This is a genomic window from Pseudomonas sp. (assembly GCF_049645325.1).
In the GTDB taxonomy this organism is placed as follows: domain Bacteria; phylum Pseudomonadota; class Gammaproteobacteria; order Pseudomonadales; family Pseudomonadaceae; genus Aquipseudomonas.
Map to the genome: position 1 here is coordinate 16,512 of NZ_JBARTQ010000445.1, position 16,427 is coordinate 32,938.

Below are 16,427 nucleotides of genomic sequence, written 5' to 3' on the forward strand. Positions count from 1 at the left end.
TTTAGGAGAGCAGGATGAAATTCAGTGAACAATGGCTGCGTGGCTGGGTAAGTCCGCAGGTAGGTCGCGACGAGCTGGTTGCTCGTCTGTCGATGGCCGGTCTTGAGGTCGATAGCGTTACGCCGGCCGCCGGTGTTTTCAACGGCGTGGTGGTGGGCGAGGTGCTGAGCACCGAGCAACACCCTGATGCCGATAAATTGCGTGTGTGCCAGGTCAGCAATGGGGCGGAAACCTTCCAAGTCGTGTGCGGAGCGCCGAACGTGCGCCCGGGCCTGAAGATTCCGTTCGCCATGATCGGCGCCGAACTGCCGGGCGACTTCAAGATCAAGAAGGCCAAGCTGCGTGGCGTTGAGTCCAACGGCATGCTGTGCTCGCAGGCTGAGCTGCAGGTAGGCGAGGGCAATGATGGCCTGATGGAACTGCCGGCCGACGCGCCAGTGGGCCAGGACATTCGTGTCTATCTGGAACTGGAAGATGCCAGCATCGAGGTCGACCTGACCCCGAACCGTGGCGACTGCCTGTCCCTGGCCGGCCTGGCCCGTGAAGTGGGCGCGTTGTACAACGCACCCGTCACGCGTCCAGAGGTGGCCATCGTGGCCGCTGTGCACGACGAAGTGCGCCCGATCGAAGTGCTCGCGCCAACTGCCTGCCCACGTTACCTGGGTCGTGTGATCCGTAACGTCGACCTGTCCAAGCCAACCCCGCTGTGGATGGTTGAGCGCCTGCGTCGCGCCGATGTGCGCAGCATCGACGCTGCGGTCGACATCACCAACTACGTGATGCTGGAACTGGGCCAACCGCTGCACGCGTTTGATCTCGCTGAAATCAATGGCGGCATTCGTGTGCGCATGGCTGAAGAAGGCGAGAAGCTGGTACTGCTCGACGGCCAGGAAGTCAGCCTGCGTGCCGACACCTTGGTCATCGCCGACCATTCTCGCGCCCTGGCCATTGCCGGCGTGATGGGCGGCGAGCACAGCGGCGTATCCGCGACCACGCGTGATATTTTCCTGGAGAGCGCGTTCTTCGACCAGATTGCTATCGCTGGCAAGGCCCGTTCCTACGGCCTGCACACTGATGCCTCGCACCGCTACGAGCGTGGCGTGGACTGGAAGCTCGCCCGTGAAGCCATGGAGCGCGCCACGGGCCTGCTGCTGGAAATCACTGGCGGCGAAGCTGGCCCGATCACTGAAACCGTCAACGAGCAGTATCTGCCGTCCGTTGCGCCGATCACCTTGCGTGCCAAAAGCGTTGAACAGATGCTTGGCCTGGTGATCGAGCCTGCTGAAATCGAGCAGTTGTTGTCGGCGCTCGGCCTGGGCATTTCCTCGGGTGAAGCAGGGCAGTGGCACGTTGAAGTGCCAAGCCATCGCTTCGATATCAGCCTGGAAGTCGACTTGATCGAAGAGCTGGCCCGCCTGTACGGCTACAACCGCCTGCCGGTTCGTTACCCGCAAGCGCGCCTGGCCCCGCAACCCAAGGCTGAAGCGCGTGCGCACTTGCCTGAGTTGCGTCGCCTGCTGGTCGCCCGTGGCTACCAGGAAGCGGTGACCTACAGCTTCATCGATCCAAAGCAATTCGAACTGTTCAACCCAGGTGTCGAGCCGCTGCTGTTGGCCAACCCGATCTCCAATGACATGGCCGCTATGCGTTCCTCGCTGTGGCCAGGTTTGGTGAAGGCACTGTCCCACAACCTGAACCGTCAGCAAGACCGCGTGCGCATGTTCGAAAGCGGCCTGCGTTTTGTCGGCCAACTCGATGGCTTGAAGCAAGAGCAGATGCTGGCTGGCGTGGTGTGCGGTAGCCGCCTGCCGGAAGGCTGGGCACAGGGTCGCGAAACCGTGGACTTCTTCGACGTCAAGGCTGACGTGGAAGCAGTACTGGGCTTTGCCGGCGCGCTGGATGCCTTCACTTTCGTACCCGGCAGTCATCCCGCGCTGCACCCGGGTCAGACTGCGCGCATCGAACGCGAAGGTCGCCTGGTAGGCTTCGTTGGCGCCATCCACCCGGAGCTGTCGAAAACACTCGATCTTGACCGCCCGGTCTTCGTTTTTGAGCTAGTCTTGGCTGAAGTTGCGTCGGGCAAAATGCCTAAATTCAGCGAGTTGTCACGCTTCCCTGAAGTACGACGTGACCTCGCGCTGATTGCTGATCAGGAAGTCGCCGCCACTGCCGTTATGGATGTAATCCGTGAAAATGCAGGGGAATGGCTGACAGACCTCAGGCTATTTGACGTCTATCAGGGTAAAGGCATTGATCCGCATAGAAAAAGCCTTGCAGTTGGCTTGACCTGGCAGCATCCATCGCGCACTCTTAATGACGATGAGGTGAATACCACGACACAAAATATCCTCACCTCGCTCGAACAAAGGTTGAACGCCACGTTAAGGAAGTGACGTATGGGGGCTTTGACGAAAGCTGAGATGGCGGAACGTCTGTACGAAGAGCTGGGTCTGAACAAACGCGAGGCCAAGGAATTGGTCGAGCTGTTTTTTGAAGAAATCAGGCACGCTCTGGAAGACAACGAACAGGTCAAATTGTCCGGTTTCGGCAATTTTGACCTGCGGGACAAACGCCAGCGGCCTGGCCGCAATCCAAAAACGGGAGAAGAAATCCCGATCACGGCTCGCCGTGTGGTCACCTTTCGTCCAGGGCAGAAGTTGAAGGCCCGAGTTGAGGCTTATGCTGGAACCAAGTCATAACGACGAACTACCCGTCATCCCAGGCAAACGCTACTTCACCATTGGTGAAGTCAGCGAGCTCTGTGCGGTCAAGCCGCACGTGCTGCGCTATTGGGAGCAGGAGTTTCCTCAACTCAACCCCGTCAAACGCACCGGGAACCGTCGGTATTATCAGCGCCAGGATGTGCTGATGATCCGACAGATCCGCGCGCTGCTCTACGACCAGGGGTTCACCATCAGCGGCGCGCGCCAGCGTATGTCCGGTGATGAAGCCAAAGACGACACCACCCAATACAAGCAAATGATCCGTCAGATGATCGCTGAGCTTGAAGATGTGCTGGTGGTTTTGAAGAAGTAATTCCGGCTTTTAAAATACTTCCACATTTCAAAAGCTTGCGGTATATTCCGGATCGCTTCGTCAAGAAGCGAACCCAGTAACACGCCTAGTCGGGGCGTAGCGCAGTCCGGTAGCGCACTAGCATGGGGTGCTAGGGGTCGAGTGTTCGAATCACTCCGTCCCGACCATACATTCGATCAAGCCCAGCCTGAAAAGGCTGGGCTTTTTCATGTGCGCAGGGTTTAGGTGCGCCTCACTGTTGCGGACGCTGCTGAAGGTATTCAACAAAGGGGGCAAGGTCCGTACTGCAAAGCAGATGCGCAATGGCGCGCACCTCCGCCTCCGGCCAATTCCACCAGGCGGACTGTTCCAGTATCTGGCGGGTCGGTTCGTCAAAACGCCAGCGGATGTGCTTGGCCGGGTTGCCGCCGACGATGGAATACGGCGCTACATCCTTGGTCACGATGGAGCCTGCGGCGACCACCGCGCCATTGCCGATCGTGACGCCCGACAGGATCTTCGCGTGCGAGCTGATCCAGCAGTCATTGCCAATGGTCACATCGCCCTTGCTGCCACCGAAATCCGTGATGTGTGCGAGGTCTTTTACCTTGGCCGGGAAGGGGTAGCAACTGAGCCAGTCGGTGCGGTGATGGCCGCCCAGGTACACTTCGACATTGCCGGCAATCGAGGTGTAGGCGCCGACGCGCAAGGTCGTTCCTTCATGCCAGTCATGAACCTTCAAGTCACCGTAGGTGCCCAGGCCAAAACTGTAGTCGGGATACCGGTTGCGCAGTTTTTGCGTGGAGCGCTCCAGCGCAGAGAGCGCGCGGAGTGCCTTGCGCGCTTTATGTTCGCGCCATATGCGCAGTAACTTCATGGGTCGAGCCTTCTTGCCGGGAGTGAAATCAGGCGACATCGTGAGGAATGAAGGCCTTCTATGCAAGACGAAGGTTGGGCGGCTTTTATCTTCAGAAAAGAATTCTCGCCAGCCTGTCCCCTTTTTTGATCTCGCCTGTCATTCCAGGTAAGTGAATACATCGAGAGCTTTCCCCAATGTCTGCAGTCCCACCCTTGCGCTTGCGCCCGTTGCTCAACCTGAGCCTGCTATTGAGCCTCAGTACCAGCCCGTTATTTGTTGCCGTCAGCTATGCCGAAGACGCCTCCGCCCGCCGCAGCTATCAAGTGCCGGCCGGCAGCTTGAGCGCTGCCTTGACCCGTTTTGCCGGGTTGGCGGGGGTCAACCTGTCGGTGGACCCTGTGCTGGTCAGCGGGCGCAGCAGCAGTGGCTTGTCGGGCGAATATGGCGTGGAGGAGGGCTTCGCGCGGTTGCTGCAAGGTTCCGGTCTGCAGCTGCAGTCGATGGGTGAGCAGGCTTATAGGCTGTTGCGGGCGCCGGAGGGCGGCAGCCTGCAATTGGCGCCGACGTCCATCCTCGGCACTGCGGGGTCGGACGACGGCGACACTTACGCCGGTGGGCAAGTGGCGCGGCGCGGGTCCCAGGGCCTGTTGGGCGCGCGGGATTTCATGGAAACGCCGTTCAGCATGACCACCTACACCGAGGAAGCGGTGAAGAACCAGCAGGCCCGCACCCTCGGCGACCTGATTGCCAGCGACCCGTCGGTACGTGCCACCAACCCGGCCGGTGGGCGCTATGAGCAGTTCACCATTCGCGGCTTCAGCCTGTTCAACAGCGATGTGGCCTACAACGGCCTGTACGGCGTGTTGCCGACCTACACCATCGACATGGAAATGGCCGAACGCGTCGACGTCCTCAAAGGCCCGAGCCAGTTGATCAACGGTATATCGCCACGCGGCAGCGTTGGCGGCGGCATCAATGTGGTGCCCAAGCGCGCTACCGACAAGGACATCACCTCGTTGACCGGCACCTGGGCCTCGGGCAGCCAGGCGGGCGGCGCGGTGGATGTGGGGCGGCGCTTTGGTGAGGACAACATGTTCGGCATCCGTTTCAACGGCGTGAAGCAGTCCGGCGACACCGAATGGGATCACCAGGCCGTCGACCGTGAAATGGCGGTGTTGGGCCTGGACTTTCGCGGCGAGCGCCTGCGCCTTTCCACCGATATTGGCCACACCGAACGTGACACCGATGCGCCGCAGGAGCGCGTGCAGGTCGGCGCCAACGCCCCGGTGCCGAGCGCCAATGATGTGCACCGCAACTATGCGCAAGCGTGGAGCAAGGCCAGCACCAACGATACCTTCGGCACGCTCAACGGCGAGTTCGACCTCAGCGACAGCGTGATGCTCTATGGCGGCGTAGGCGCGCGCAAAAGTGACCACGACTTCCTGCGCCACGCCGTGTCCGTCACCAATAGCGCCGGGGATTTTAGCGTGCTGCCCCGGGACTTCACTCGCGACGAAAACGTGCGTACGGCCACCGCCGGCGTGCGCAGCTGGTTCCATACCGGGCCGGTGAGCCATGAGGTCAATCTGGCCGCGAGCTATTTCTACATGGACTTCGAAAACGGCGGCGCCCGCTACGCAGCGGCGCCGAGCAATCTGTACGACCCGGTGCAAACCCCGACGCCATCGCGGCCGACGCGCTCGGACGCCAAGGTCTACACCGAAAACCGCTTCAGCGGCGTGGCGTTGTCCGACACTCTGGGTTTCTTCGACGATCGCCTGCTGCTCACCCTCGGCGCGCGCTGGCAGCGCGTGAAGGTGGACGACTGGACCGACAACGTCAAAGGCGACACGGCCTACGACGAAGAAAAAGTCTCGCCCTCGGGCGGCATCCTGTTCAAGGCCACCGACAAACTGTCGGTGTACGCCAACTACATGGAGGGCCTGAGCCAGGGCAAAATCGCGCCATCCACGTCGATCAATGAAGATGAAATTTTCCCGCCATTCATCAGCCGCCAGGTCGAAGTGGGTGCCAAATACGATGCGGGTGCCTTCGCTGTGACTGCCGCCGTGTTCCGCATCAAGCAGCCGGCTTACGAGACCAATGCCACCACCCGCGTATTCGGCCCGAACGGCAAGCGCCAGAACGACGGTGTGGAACTGAGTGTGTTCGGCGAGCCGCTCAAGGGTTTCCGCCTGCTCGGTGGGGTGATGTACATCGACAGTGAACTGACCCACACCACCAACGGCACCTTCGATGGCAACCGTGCGCCGGCGACGCCCAAGTACAACGTGAACCTCGGCGCCGAATGGGATGTGCCGACGCTGGAAGGGCTGACCCTGACCAGTCGCGGCATCTACTCCAGCTCGCAGTACCTGGACCAGTCCAACGTCAAGCAGATCGATGCGTGGAACCGTATCGACCTGGGCGCACGCTATGCATTCAAGGTGGATGACAAGCACATCACGTTGCGCGCGAATGTCGAGAACGTCGCCGATAAACGCTACTGGAGTTCCGCCGGGGCCTCGGACGACAGCGAACCCGGCTTGACGCTGTCGACACCGCGAACCTACCTGCTGTCTGCCACCGTCGACTTCTGAGGCCTTGGCGTGTCAGTCACTGAAATACGTCCACTGACACGGCCTCTTCGCGAGCAAGCCCGCGCCCATAGTTTTGATTTGACCTTGGACAGCCACCGATTCTGATACAACCGATCCGCCTTAGTTGGCGACTTCGAGTGATTTTTGCTACAGCGCGTCATTAACTAGGCGCGTCGTGATTGAATAATCAGTGAAGTGGCCAATTGCAACTAGTGAAGAATCGATGGCTGGCTCGAAGCCCTCTAAATCAAGGTCTGTACTGGAAATCAGGGACAGCCAGCCTCTATTCATTTCAGTTTGTTTCCCTATCTCAGGAACTAGACTCGGAACTTCCAGTCGATTAACCCGGCTAACTCGCGCTACGGGCGTGGCGAACTAATGGCACTTCTCAGTAGTTCCAAATAGCCATACTTTCTCGCAACTAGATCTCAACATTATGTCCTCCGCGCCTATCGATGCCTGCCATCTGCAGATACCGCACACTGATCACGTGTGCGCGTGGCTGATGCAGCATGCCGGGCTGAAAACCGTCGACCTGGAGCGCGCGCGGCGCTTGTCCACAGACGGCGGCGACCTGCTGGACCTGCTCACGCGCCTGGGGCTGGTCTCTGAAGTCGAACTGGCGCGTGCCTGGGCCGTGTTGCTTGGCGCACCGCTGTTGCTGGCCGATGCCGCGCCGCCGTTGCTCGACCCCTTGCCCGCGTTGACCGAACGTTTTATGCGGCATTTTCAAGTGGTGCCCATCAGCTGGAGTCAGGGCGGCCTGCGCGTGCTGGCGGCTAACCCGGCGCAACGCTATGCGTTCCAGGCCCTGGCTTACGCCTGCCAGGTGCCGGTGTGGCTGGCCGTCGGCCCGCGCAATGAAGTCGACACGCTGATCGAGCGTTACTACGGCCAGGGCCGCTCCGCCATGGGTACGCTGATCGAAAACCTCGATGAGCAAGGTGGCGCGCTGGAAGACATCGAGCACCTCAAGGACATGGCCTCGGAGGCGCCGGTGATCCGCCTGGTCAACCTGATCCTGCAACGCGCGGTTGAACAGCGCGCCTCGGATATCCACGTCGAACCTTTCGAAAACCAGCTCAAAGTGCGCTACCGCATCGACGGTGTGCTGCATGACGCCGAAGCCCCGCCGGCCAGCTCCTCGGCGGCGGTGATTTCGCGGGTGAAGATCATGGCGCGGCTGGACATCGCCGAACGGCGGTTGCCGCAGGATGGGCGGATCATGCTGCGCATCCAGGGCAAGGAACTGGATTTGCGTGTGTCCACGGTGCCCACCAGTTTTGGCGAGTCGGTGGTAATGCGCCTGCTCGACCGGCAAACCGTGCAGTTCGATTTTCAGAGCCTGGGTTTCGATGGTCAGCGCCTGGCCACGTTTCTCGATTTGCTGCAGCGACCTCACGGCATATTGCTGGTCACCGGGCCCACCGGCTCGGGCAAAACCACCACGCTCTACACCGCGTTGTCGCGGCTCAATACCGCCGAACGCAAGATCATCACCGTGGAAGACCCGGTGGAGTACCAGCTTCAAGGCATCAACCAGATCCAGGTCAAACCCGCCATTGGCCTGGACTTCGCCGGTGCGCTGCGCTCCATCGTGCGCCAGGACCCGGACGTGATCATGATCGGCGAAATCCGCGACCTGGAAACCTGCCGCATCGCGATCCAATCGTCCCTCACCGGGCACCTGGTGCTCTCCACCCTGCACACCAACAGCGCCGCCGCGAGCATTACGCGGCTGCTGGACATGGGCGTGGAAAGCTACCTGATTGCTTCGACGGTCAGCGGCATTTTGGCCCAGCGCCTGGTGCGGCGCCTTGATCCGGCCACGCGCGTGGCCTTTGAAGCGCCGCCGGAAATGATCGCCGAACACGGGCTGGATCGCTTGACCGAGCAACGCCCGATTCTGCTCTATCGGGGCGGCTACCACGGCCGCAGCGCCATCACTGAATTGCTGGTGATGAACGATGAACTGCGCGGCCTGTTGATGCGCCATGCCGACGCCGCGACCCTCGAACAGGCCGCTCGCCGCGCCGGTTTGCGCACCTTGCATGAAGAAGGCTTGCGCCAGGCGTTGGCGGGTGTCACCTCGCTGGAAGAAGTGCTGCGCGTCACCCGTGGAGAAGGCGCGTGAGCCTGTTCAAGTTTCGCGCGCTGGACAGCCAGGGTGTCGCCCACACTGGCACATTGGAAGCCACCGACCAAGCCGCGGCCGTTGCCGCGTTGCACGCGCGTGGTTTGCTGCTGTTGCAGATCGATGCGGCCGGCAGCCCGATGTTGCGCCGCGCACGGGCGCCGTTGAAGGGCGCGGCGCTGGTGAGGTTTACCCAGCAACTGGCGACCTTGCTGGGCGCCGGGCAACCGCTTGAACGCGCCCTCGGGCTGTTGCTCAAGCAACCTGGCCAACCCGAGGTTCGCGCGCTGATCGAGCGCATCCGCGATCAGGTCAAGGCGGGCAAACCCTTGTCTGCCGCGCTGGAACAAGAGGGCGCCACGTTCTCCCCGCTGTACCTGAGCATGGTGCGTGCCGGGGAGGCGGGGGGCGCGCTGGAAAGCACCTTGCGTCAGCTCAGCGACTACCTGGAACGCAGCCAGTTGTTGCGTGGCGAGGTGATCAACGCGTTGATCTACCCGGCATTCCTGGTGGTCGGCGTGCTCGGTTCCCTGGCGCTGTTGCTGGCGTATGTGGTGCCGCAGTTCGTGCCGATTTTCCAGGATTTGGGTGTGCCGATTCCGCTGATTACCGAGGTGATTCTCGCGCTGGGTCAATGTCTGGGTGACTACGGACTGGCGGTATTGGCCGGGTTAATTGTCATCGTAGCGGCACTGGCGGCACGCCTGCGCGATCCACGCCACAGGCAACGGTACGACCGCCGCTTGCTGGGTATCCGCGTGATCGGCCCGCTGCTGCAACGCGTCGAAACCGCGCGGCTGACGCGCACCCTCGGCACCTTGCTGAGTAACGGCGTGGCTCTGCTGCCGGCCCTGGTGATCGCCCGGCAAGTCTGCAGCAACCGCGCGCTGCAGGCCCAAGTGGCTGACGCGGCGGAGTCGGTGAAAGGCGGCGGCACCCTGGCCCGTGCGTTCGGCCTGCAGCCGCTGCTGCCGGACCTGGCCTTGCAAATGATCGAAGTCGGCGAACACGCCGGTGAACTGGACAGCCTGTTGCTCAAGGTCGCCGACGTATTCGACGTCGAAGCCAAACGCGGCGTCGAGCGCCTGCTGGCCGCGCTGGTGCCGTCGCTGACGGTGGTTATGGCCGTGCTGGTGGCGGTGATCATGCTCGCGATCATGCTGCCGCTGATGAGCTTGACCAGCAATATATGAACCTGAAAGGAGCGACATCAATGAGATCCCCGCGTGGTCAAAGCGGTTTCACCCTCCTGGAAATGCTCGCGGTGATCGTGCTGCTGGGCATTGTCGCGACCATTGTGGTGCGCCAGGTTGGCGGCAATGTGGACAAGGGCAAATACGGTGCGGGCAAAGCCCAACTGGCCGGGCTGAGCATGAAGATCGACAGTTACGCCCTCGACGTCGGCTCGCCGCCCAACACCCTGCGGCAGTTGCTGGAAAAACCCGCCAACGCCTCAGGCTGGGCCGGGCCCTATGCCAAACCGTCAGACCTCAAGGACCCATTCGGGAATGCCTTCGGCTATCGCTTTCCCGGTGAGCATGGCGCTTTCGACCTGATCTTCTTCGGCCAGGACGGCCAACCGGGCGGCGAAGGCTACAGCGCCGACCTGGGCAATTGGGAATAACCACGCCATGACCCAGCGCGGCTTCACCCTCATGGAGATGCTGGTGGTCATCCTGTTGATCAGCCTCGCCGCAGGGTTGCTGGGGCTGGGTGTGCGCCAGGGTTTGCAGGCGGCGAAGGAGCGGCGGGTGGTCGGGGAGATGGTCGACGCGCTGCGTGCCACGCGGGCTGGTGCTGTGATAGCTGGCAAGGCGGCACGTACTGAATTTGATCTGCACGGCCGAACGTTCCAGGTTCCCGGGCGCGCGCCGGGGCATTGGCCGCCGCAGCTGCACGTCACGCTGCAGACTGCCGAGCCAATCGGGCCCGCCGTGGAGTTCTACCCCGACGGCAGTTCCACCGGCGGCTATCTGTTGGTGGCCAACGGCACCCGGCGTTGGCGCATCGACATCGGCTGGCTGACTGGCAGCGTGCAGTCCAAGGCCTTGCCATGAGGCGCGAGTCCGGTTTCACCTTGCTCGAAATGCTCGCCGCGCTGACGCTGATGGCGGTGGGCAGCACGGTCTTGTTGGTCGCCTTCGGGCAGAGCGCGCGCTCGTTGGCGCAAGTCGCCCACAGCGATCGCCTGACCCATGCGGCGCTCACCGTGCTGGACCAGGAAGCGGCGGGCCCGCTGACCGAAGGCACACGCCAGGGCAATCTTGATGGCATTCACTGGCAACTGACCTGTAGCCGCCAGCAACCACGCCTGGTTCGCCTCGACCTGATGGTCAGCGAAGGCTCGCACCAAGCCCGCTTCAGCACCTTGAAGGCGCGCCTGTGAGGCGCCGCGAGCAGGGGTTCACCTTGCTGGAAATCCTCGTGGTGCTGAGCTTGCTCGGCGTATTGCTGATGCTGGTGGGCGGGGCGTTGCTGGGTGCCAATCGCGCGGTGTCCAAGGCTCAGCGCTACACGGTCAGCCTGGATGAGATGCGCGCCGCCCAGCAGTTTTTGCGCACCGCCCTCAGCGAGGCGCTGCCGCTGAATGTCAGTGATGACGACAGCCACGCCGCCGGATTTTTCATCGGCACGCCGGAGCGCCTGCAATTTGTGGCGACCTTGCCCGGGGTGCTTGGCGGCGGGATTCAGCGGTTCACTGTGCAGCGTGACGAACAGAACCTGCAGGTGGCGTTTTCCCGCCTTGAGCCGCAGGTGCTGCTGAAGAATATCGACAGTCTGCAGTTCAGCTATCGCGGCGTATCGCCCTTGGGCCAGGCCACCGGCTGGCTCAATCAATGGCCATGGCCCAAGCGCCTGCCAGCGGCGGTGCGGATCGCCGCCAGCGTCAACGGGCCGGTGCCATGGGTCACCCAAGTGGTTGCCCTGCGCCTGAACCTGTCTGGCGGAGCTTCCGCGCAATGACGCGCCAACGCGGTGCGGCCCTGCTGCTGGTGCTGTGGGTGCTGGCCTTGCTCAGTGTGTTGCTGGGCGGCCTGGCCGGTTGGGTGCAGTTGCAGAGTCGCCAGGCGCTGTGGCTGCGCCAGCATGCCCAGACGGTCCTGGCCGCTGAGGCCGGCATCGCGTTGGTGATGGCCGAACAGCGCTGGGTCGCCGACGGCCGCGACATTCCCCTGACCTTTGACGACGCCCAGTTGCACGTCAGCCTGCGCAGCGAGCGCGGCAAGCTGTACCTGATCAACGCCGAGGCCGACGACCTCACGCGCCTGGCCCTGGCGTGCGGCGCCACCCAAGCCCAGGCCACGCAGTTGGTCAAGGCCATTGCGGCGCGGCGCAAGCAGGGCCTGGTGCCGTTTCGGGTGCTGGAAGAGGTACGCCAATTGCCCGGCATGACCCAGGCGCTGTACAGCCAACTGTTGCCTGAAATCACCTTGTGGAGCGACCTCGATCGCCCCGATCCCGCGTTTGCCAGCCCGCTGATGCGCACAGCGCTGAACCTGCCGCACCCGCATGCCGAGGGCGCCGACCCGGGTGAAATGCTGGTGATCGACAGCCGCGCCGAACGCCCCGGCGGCTATGAGGCGCGGCTGCAAGTCACGGTTTTATTAAGCCCATCGGAGGACGGCGCGCAACCCTATCGGGTGCTGCGTTGGCAAGAATGAATCGACTCGAACCCATCGCCCGGCACTGGCGCGGTAGCCTGCTGCAACAAGGGTGGCGCCTGTGGCTCGCGGAGCTGCGCGCCTGTGTGCCGAACTGGCTGGCGCAGCAAGAGCCGCCCGAGCAGCTTCATCAGTGGCCACTCACGGCGCCGGTCGCGCCAGGCACGGCACGTCAGGTGCTGATGCTCGCGCCGGAAACGGTGCTGCTGCACAGCCTGCAACTGCCCCTGGCCGCCGCGCGCAACCTGAGCGCCGTGGTCGGCTATGAACTGGACCGCTACACCCCATTCCAGGCTGAGCAACTCTACTTTGTCGCGCACTTGGAGCGGCGCACGCCCACGCACCTGCAAGTGACGCTGGTGGCGATCCTGCGTGAACACCTGGACCAGATCCTCGCCGACTGCGCCGCCCTCGGCCTGCACCCTCATCGCGTGGATGTGGCCAACCTCGGCATCGACCTGCTTCCCGCGCCATTGCGCCCGCGCCAGCCGCCACGCGGCAAAGGCTTGCAGCGCAGCCTGCCGTGGCTGTGTGGCGCGTTGCTGATGGCGGCGATGCTGCTGTGGCTCAATGATCGCCAGCGCGTGCTCGACGCCATGCGCGCCAGCGTCCAACAGCAGAAAGAACACGTGGCCCAGGTGCACGCCTTGCGCCAGCAACTGCTCAACACCCGGGGCGCGGCGCAGTACCTCATCCGCCGCAAACTCGCGCAGCCGCCGTTGGCTGCGCTGCTCAATGACCTCACCCGTTGTTTGCCCGCCGACACTTGGCTCGACCAGTTGGACGTCAAGGACGGCGAGCTCTCGTTCTCTGGGCAAAGCGCCAAGGCCAGCGGCCTGATCACCCGCATCAAAGGTTGCCAGCGCCTGGAAAATGCCCAGTTCGAAGGCGTGATTCAACCTGACGCACGCACTGGCAAGGACCAGTTTGCCCTGCGTGCCCACTTGCGCCAGGAGGCTGCCGATGCGCCGACCCCTCACACCCCGTGAACGCCGTGGTGCAGCCTTGTTGATACTTGCGGTGGTTGTTGGCGCTGCGTATTGGCTGTTGATCGACAGTTGGTTCGCCGGGCCCTTGCGCGACATGGGCGAGCAGGCCGAGCAACTGCGCGAGCAGCAACAACGCTACGCCGGTGTGTTGCGCCAGGGCGCTGCGCTGCGCCAGCAACTTGAGCAAGCGCGGCAGGACCCGGCCAGCAGCACCAGCCTGTTGCCAGGAGATGACCCCGACGTGGTCGCTGCCGACCTGATGCAACGCCTCGCCGACTTGATCAGCAGCCACGCCAACCTCGGCGGCGGTTGCAGCCTGACCCAGCGCAAGCCCATCACCCCGGAGCAGGACAACGGCGAACCCTATCGCCAGGTTCAGGTCAGCCTCACGCTCGACTGCGCGATTGAGCCCCTGGAGGCGGTGCTGCACGAGCTGGAGTATCAGCCGCCGTTTCTGTTTGTCGATGAACTGCGCATCCGCCGTAGCCGTGAAGCGCCCGCCAGCGGCGGCGCCGGAAAACTGGTGGTGCACCTGCTGGTGCGCGGCTACCTGCAACCCGAGGTGGTGCGATGACCGGCACACTGCGCCCCCTGGAGTGGGGCTTGCTCGGCGTGGCCGGCTTACTCGGCGTGTTGATGGCGGTGATCCTCAGCAGCCTCGGCGATGAACCGCAGTGGCTGCCCGCACCCGACACACGCGCGCAGGCTTCGGCGCGCGTGCAGGCAGCGCCGAGTGTGCCGCTGGAAAACCTCGCCGCTACTTGGCAAACGCCGCTGTTCAGCCCGGATCGCAGCCCCGACCGTGTGGTGGGCAAGACACGGGTGTCGAGCCTGGCCAACCTGACCCTCAGCGGCATCATGATCACCGGCAACCTGCAAATGGCCATGCTCAAACAGGCCAGCGGCCCGGCCCTGACCGTGCGCCTGGGCCAAACCCTGCCCAACGGCTGGCGCCTGGAACACCTCACCCCGCAATACGCCCGATTTGCCCTTGACGGCCGCACCCAGACCTTGAGCCTTTACGCCAAGCGTTTGCCGCCGCCGTCCGCCCGGCCACCGATGACTCTTCCCCGCGAGCCCCTCCCTTGATCGACATGCGCACCTCACTGTTTTGCCTGGCCACCGCCGTCTCTTTGGGCGGCTGCGGCGCCTTCCCCGAGCGCCTCGACGCAGACGACGATCTGCTCCACGAGGCCTTGCAAGGCACCGGTTCACAGCGCCCGCCGAGCGCGGCGCCAGTGCCCGAAAGCCCCGCGCCCGAGGCTGCGCCTGCGCCACAGCGCCAGTTGATTCGCGGCAGCCAGCAGTTCGTGCGCCCGCCCGCGGCCACTGCGGTGGCGAAGGAGGAGGGCGGCGACATCGTGTTCAACTTTGCCGACCAACCGATCGAGGCGGTGATCAACAGCGTGATGGGCGATTTGCTGCACGAAAACTACAGCATCGCTCAGGGCGTGAAGGGCACGGTGAGTTTTTCCACCTCCAAGCCGGTGGACAAACAGCAGGCACTGTCGATTCTTGAAACCCTGTTGTCGTGGACCGACAACGCGATGATCCGCCAGGGCCAGCGCTACGTCATCCTGCCGGCCAGCCAAGCGGTGACGGGCAAGCTGGTGCCGCAGATGAACGTGGCCGCGCCGTCCAGCGGCCTCTCGGCGCGGCTGTTCCCGCTGCGGTATATCTCCGCCACCGAAATTCAGAAACTGCTCAAGCCCTTCGCGCGCGAGAATGCCTTTCTGTTGGTCGACCCGGCGCGCAATGTATTGAGCCTGGCCGGTACGCCGGATGAGTTGGCCAACTATCAGGACACTATCGACACCTTTGATGTGGATTGGCTCAAGGGCATGTCGGTGGGCGTGTTTGGCCTGCAACGCGCGTCGGTGGCCGAGTTGATGCCGCAACTGCAAAGCCTGTTCGGCGCGGACAGCGGCAGCCCGCTGGCGGGCATGCTGCGGTTTTTGCCGATTGAGCGCACCAACTCGGTGGTGGCGATTTCTTCCCAGCCGCAGTACCTCAGTGAAGTGGGCGACTGGATTCGCACCATCGACGAAGGCGGCGGTAACGAGCCGCAAATGTATGTCTACGACGTGCGCAATATGAAAGCCGCCGACCTGGCCAAATACCTGCGGCAGATCTACGGCACTGGCGCGATCAAGGACGACACCCCGGCCAGGGTAGCGCCGGGGCTGCGAACCACCACCTTGGCATCGAACAGCGCGGTGCAGAATCCTGTGCCCGTGAGCGAGGAGCCGGCGCCGGAAACCACTGAGGCGACGCCGACCAACAGCCTCGAATCCGGCACCCGCATTACCGCGCAACAGAGCAGCAACCAACTGCTGGTGCGCACCCGCCCGGCGCAGTGGAAGGAGATCGAGGCTGCGATCAAACGCCTCGACAACCCGCCGCTGCAGGTGCAGATCGAGACGCGCATTCTGGAGGTCAAGCTCAGCGGTGAACTGGACCTGGGCGTGCAGTGGTACCTGGGGCGCCTGGCGGGTAATTCCGCCAGCACCACGGTGGCCAATGCCTCCGGCAGCCAAGGCGCGTTGGGCGGCGGCGGGGCAGGGTTGGGGGCGACGGATGCGTTGTTCTATTCGTTTGTCAGCTCCAACTTGCAAGTGGCGTTGCATGCCCTGGAAAAGAATGGCCGTACCCAGGTGCTTTCGGCGCCGTCGCTGGTGGTGATGAACAACCAGCCGGCGCAGATTCAGGTGGGGGATAACATTCCCATCAGTCAGACCACGGTCAACACCGGGACTTCCGATACCACCTTGAGCAGTGTCGAGTATGTGCAGACGGGGGTGATTCTCGATGTGGTGCCGCGGATCAATCCGGGGGGCTTGGTGTACATGGATATTCAGCAGCAGGTCAGTGATGCTGAGACGGTGAGTGCTGCCAGCGACACGCCGGTGAATCCGCGTATTTCGACGCGTTCGGTGTCGACGCAGGTGGCGGTGCAGAGTGGGCAGACGGTGTTGCTTGGTGGTCTGATCAAGCAGGACAACGCTGAAGGGGTCAGCTCGGTGCCGTATCTGGGCAAGATCCCGGGGTTGCGGTGGTTGTTTGGGAGTACCAGCAAGTCCAGGGAGCGCACGGAGTTGATTGTCTTGATTACGCCTCGGGTGGTGACCAGCAGCGGGCAGGCACGGCAGGTGACGGATGATTATCGGC

16 protein-coding genes and 1 tRNA gene are annotated in these 16,427 nt (G+C 63.0%); 16 read left to right on the forward strand and 1 reads right to left on the reverse strand.

Features of this window, described 5'->3' with window-relative positions; genetic code table 11:
- Positions 1-14 precede the first annotated feature (14 nt).
- The 4 genes from pheT to WBB95_RS19350 all read left to right on the forward strand — a co-directional run bounded on the left by pheT (position 15) and on the right by WBB95_RS19350 (position 3,203).
- The gene (gene pheT / locus WBB95_RS19335) at positions 15-2,393 is read left to right on the forward strand and encodes a phenylalanine--tRNA ligase subunit beta (RefSeq protein ID WP_424489038.1); all 2,379 of its coding nucleotides are present in this window, start codon (positions 15-17) and stop codon (positions 2,391-2,393) included.
- Positions 2,394-2,396: 3 nt separating this feature from the next.
- Positions 2,397-2,699, forward strand: a complete 303-nt coding sequence (gene ihfA, locus WBB95_RS19340) for an integration host factor subunit alpha (RefSeq protein WP_002553164.1) — start codon at positions 2,397-2,399, stop codon at positions 2,697-2,699.
- Positions 2,680-3,036 (forward strand): MerR family transcriptional regulator, encoded by a 357-nt coding sequence (locus WBB95_RS19345; RefSeq protein ID WP_010209127.1) that lies wholly within the window; start codon positions 2,680-2,682, stop codon positions 3,034-3,036. The genes ihfA and WBB95_RS19345 overlap by 20 nt, the downstream gene beginning before the upstream one ends.
- 90 nt (positions 3,037-3,126) lie before the next feature.
- Positions 3,127-3,203: transfer RNA gene (locus WBB95_RS19350), tRNA-Pro, on the forward strand.
- A 65-nt stretch (positions 3,204-3,268) separates the two neighbouring features.
- On the opposite strand, the gene WBB95_RS19355 is transcribed toward WBB95_RS19350, so the two are convergent.
- Positions 3,269-3,892 carry a CatB-related O-acetyltransferase gene (locus WBB95_RS19355; protein WP_424489039.1) on the reverse strand — a complete coding sequence of 208 codons (624 nt, stop codon included), beginning with the start codon at positions 3,890-3,892 and terminating at the stop codon, positions 3,269-3,271.
- Between the two features lie 176 nt (positions 3,893-4,068).
- On the opposite strand from WBB95_RS19355, the gene WBB95_RS19360 reads away from it, so the two are divergent.
- The 12 genes from WBB95_RS19360 to gspD form a co-directional block, all read left to right on the forward strand.
- Positions 4,069-6,474: a TonB-dependent siderophore receptor gene (locus WBB95_RS19360; protein ID WP_424489040.1), complete on the forward strand. Its 2,406-nt coding sequence runs from the start codon at positions 4,069-4,071 to the stop codon at positions 6,472-6,474.
- 436 nt (positions 6,475-6,910) lie between these two features.
- Positions 6,911-8,608: a type II secretion system ATPase GspE gene (gene gspE / locus WBB95_RS19365; protein ID WP_424489041.1), complete on the forward strand. Its 1,698-nt coding sequence runs from the start codon at positions 6,911-6,913 to the stop codon at positions 8,606-8,608.
- Positions 8,605-9,801, forward strand: coding sequence for a type II secretion system inner membrane protein GspF (gene gspF, locus WBB95_RS19370; RefSeq protein WP_424489042.1), 1,197 nt, complete (start codon positions 8,605-8,607; stop codon positions 9,799-9,801). The genes gspE and gspF overlap by 4 nt, the downstream gene beginning before the upstream one ends.
- A gap of 20 nt (positions 9,802-9,821) precedes the next feature.
- On the forward strand, positions 9,822-10,232 hold the full coding sequence (gspG, locus tag WBB95_RS19375; protein WP_424489043.1) for a type II secretion system major pseudopilin GspG: 411 nt from the start codon (positions 9,822-9,824) through the stop codon (positions 10,230-10,232).
- A 7-nt stretch (positions 10,233-10,239) separates the two neighbouring features.
- Complete coding sequence (locus tag WBB95_RS19380; protein ID WP_424489044.1) at positions 10,240-10,665, forward strand: pilus assembly FimT family protein; 426 nt, start codon at positions 10,240-10,242, stop codon at positions 10,663-10,665.
- Complete coding sequence (locus WBB95_RS19385; RefSeq protein WP_424489045.1) at positions 10,662-10,994, forward strand: type II secretion system protein; 333 nt, start codon at positions 10,662-10,664, stop codon at positions 10,992-10,994. Before WBB95_RS19380 ends, WBB95_RS19385 begins: the two co-directional genes overlap by 4 nt.
- Positions 10,991-11,572 carry a prepilin-type N-terminal cleavage/methylation domain-containing protein gene (locus WBB95_RS19390; protein ID WP_424489046.1) on the forward strand — a complete coding sequence of 194 codons (582 nt, stop codon included), beginning with the start codon at positions 10,991-10,993 and terminating at the stop codon, positions 11,570-11,572. Before WBB95_RS19385 ends, WBB95_RS19390 begins: the two co-directional genes overlap by 4 nt.
- Complete coding sequence (locus WBB95_RS19395; protein WP_424489047.1) at positions 11,569-12,270, forward strand: type II secretion system minor pseudopilin GspK; 702 nt, start codon at positions 11,569-11,571, stop codon at positions 12,268-12,270. The genes WBB95_RS19390 and WBB95_RS19395 overlap by 4 nt, the downstream gene beginning before the upstream one ends.
- Positions 12,267-13,259 (forward strand): type II secretion system protein GspL, encoded by a 993-nt coding sequence (locus WBB95_RS19400; protein ID WP_424489048.1) that lies wholly within the window; start codon positions 12,267-12,269, stop codon positions 13,257-13,259. Before WBB95_RS19395 ends, WBB95_RS19400 begins: the two co-directional genes overlap by 4 nt.
- Positions 13,234-13,833 carry a type II secretion system protein GspM gene (gene gspM, locus WBB95_RS19405; protein WP_424489049.1) on the forward strand — a complete coding sequence of 200 codons (600 nt, stop codon included), beginning with the start codon at positions 13,234-13,236 and terminating at the stop codon, positions 13,831-13,833. Before WBB95_RS19400 ends, gspM begins: the two co-directional genes overlap by 26 nt.
- Positions 13,830-14,348: a hypothetical protein gene (locus WBB95_RS19410; RefSeq protein WP_424489050.1), complete on the forward strand. Its 519-nt coding sequence runs from the start codon at positions 13,830-13,832 to the stop codon at positions 14,346-14,348. Before gspM ends, WBB95_RS19410 begins: the two co-directional genes overlap by 4 nt.
- Positions 14,349-14,353: 5 nt before the next feature.
- Positions 14,354-16,427: type II secretion system secretin GspD (gene gspD, locus WBB95_RS19415; protein ID WP_424489051.1), on the forward strand; the 2,074-nt coding region annotated here is incomplete at its 3' end.

What these genes read in the sequence shown, in the direction of transcription:
- gspE (WP_424489041.1), top strand. Translation starts at nt 6,911, where the DNA reads ATGTCCTCCGCGCCTATCGATGCCTGCCATCTGCAGATACCGCACACT.
- WBB95_RS19385 (WP_424489045.1), top strand. Translation starts at nt 10,662, where the DNA reads ATGAGGCGCGAGTCCGGTTTCACCTTGCTCGAAATGCTCGCCGCGCTG.
- WBB95_RS19395 (WP_424489047.1), top strand. Translation starts at nt 11,569, where the DNA reads ATGACGCGCCAACGCGGTGCGGCCCTGCTGCTGGTGCTGTGGGTGCTG.
- WBB95_RS19345 (WP_010209127.1), top strand. Translation starts at nt 2,680, where the DNA reads ATGCTGGAACCAAGTCATAACGACGAACTACCCGTCATCCCAGGCAAA.
- gspM (WP_424489049.1), top strand. Translation starts at nt 13,234, where the DNA reads ATGCGCCGACCCCTCACACCCCGTGAACGCCGTGGTGCAGCCTTGTTG.
- WBB95_RS19355 (WP_424489039.1), bottom strand. Translation starts at nt 3,892, where the DNA reads ATGAAGTTACTGCGCATATGGCGCGAACATAAAGCGCGCAAGGCACTC.
- gspG (WP_424489043.1), top strand. Translation starts at nt 9,822, where the DNA reads ATGAGATCCCCGCGTGGTCAAAGCGGTTTCACCCTCCTGGAAATGCTC.
- ihfA (WP_002553164.1), top strand. Translation starts at nt 2,397, where the DNA reads ATGGGGGCTTTGACGAAAGCTGAGATGGCGGAACGTCTGTACGAAGAG.
- pheT (WP_424489038.1), top strand. Translation starts at nt 15, where the DNA reads ATGAAATTCAGTGAACAATGGCTGCGTGGCTGGGTAAGTCCGCAGGTA.
- WBB95_RS19380 (WP_424489044.1), top strand. Translation starts at nt 10,240, where the DNA reads ATGACCCAGCGCGGCTTCACCCTCATGGAGATGCTGGTGGTCATCCTG.
- WBB95_RS19360 (WP_424489040.1), top strand. Translation starts at nt 4,069, where the DNA reads ATGTCTGCAGTCCCACCCTTGCGCTTGCGCCCGTTGCTCAACCTGAGC.
- WBB95_RS19410 (WP_424489050.1), top strand. Translation starts at nt 13,830, where the DNA reads ATGACCGGCACACTGCGCCCCCTGGAGTGGGGCTTGCTCGGCGTGGCC.
- WBB95_RS19400 (WP_424489048.1), top strand. Translation starts at nt 12,267, where the DNA reads ATGAATCGACTCGAACCCATCGCCCGGCACTGGCGCGGTAGCCTGCTG.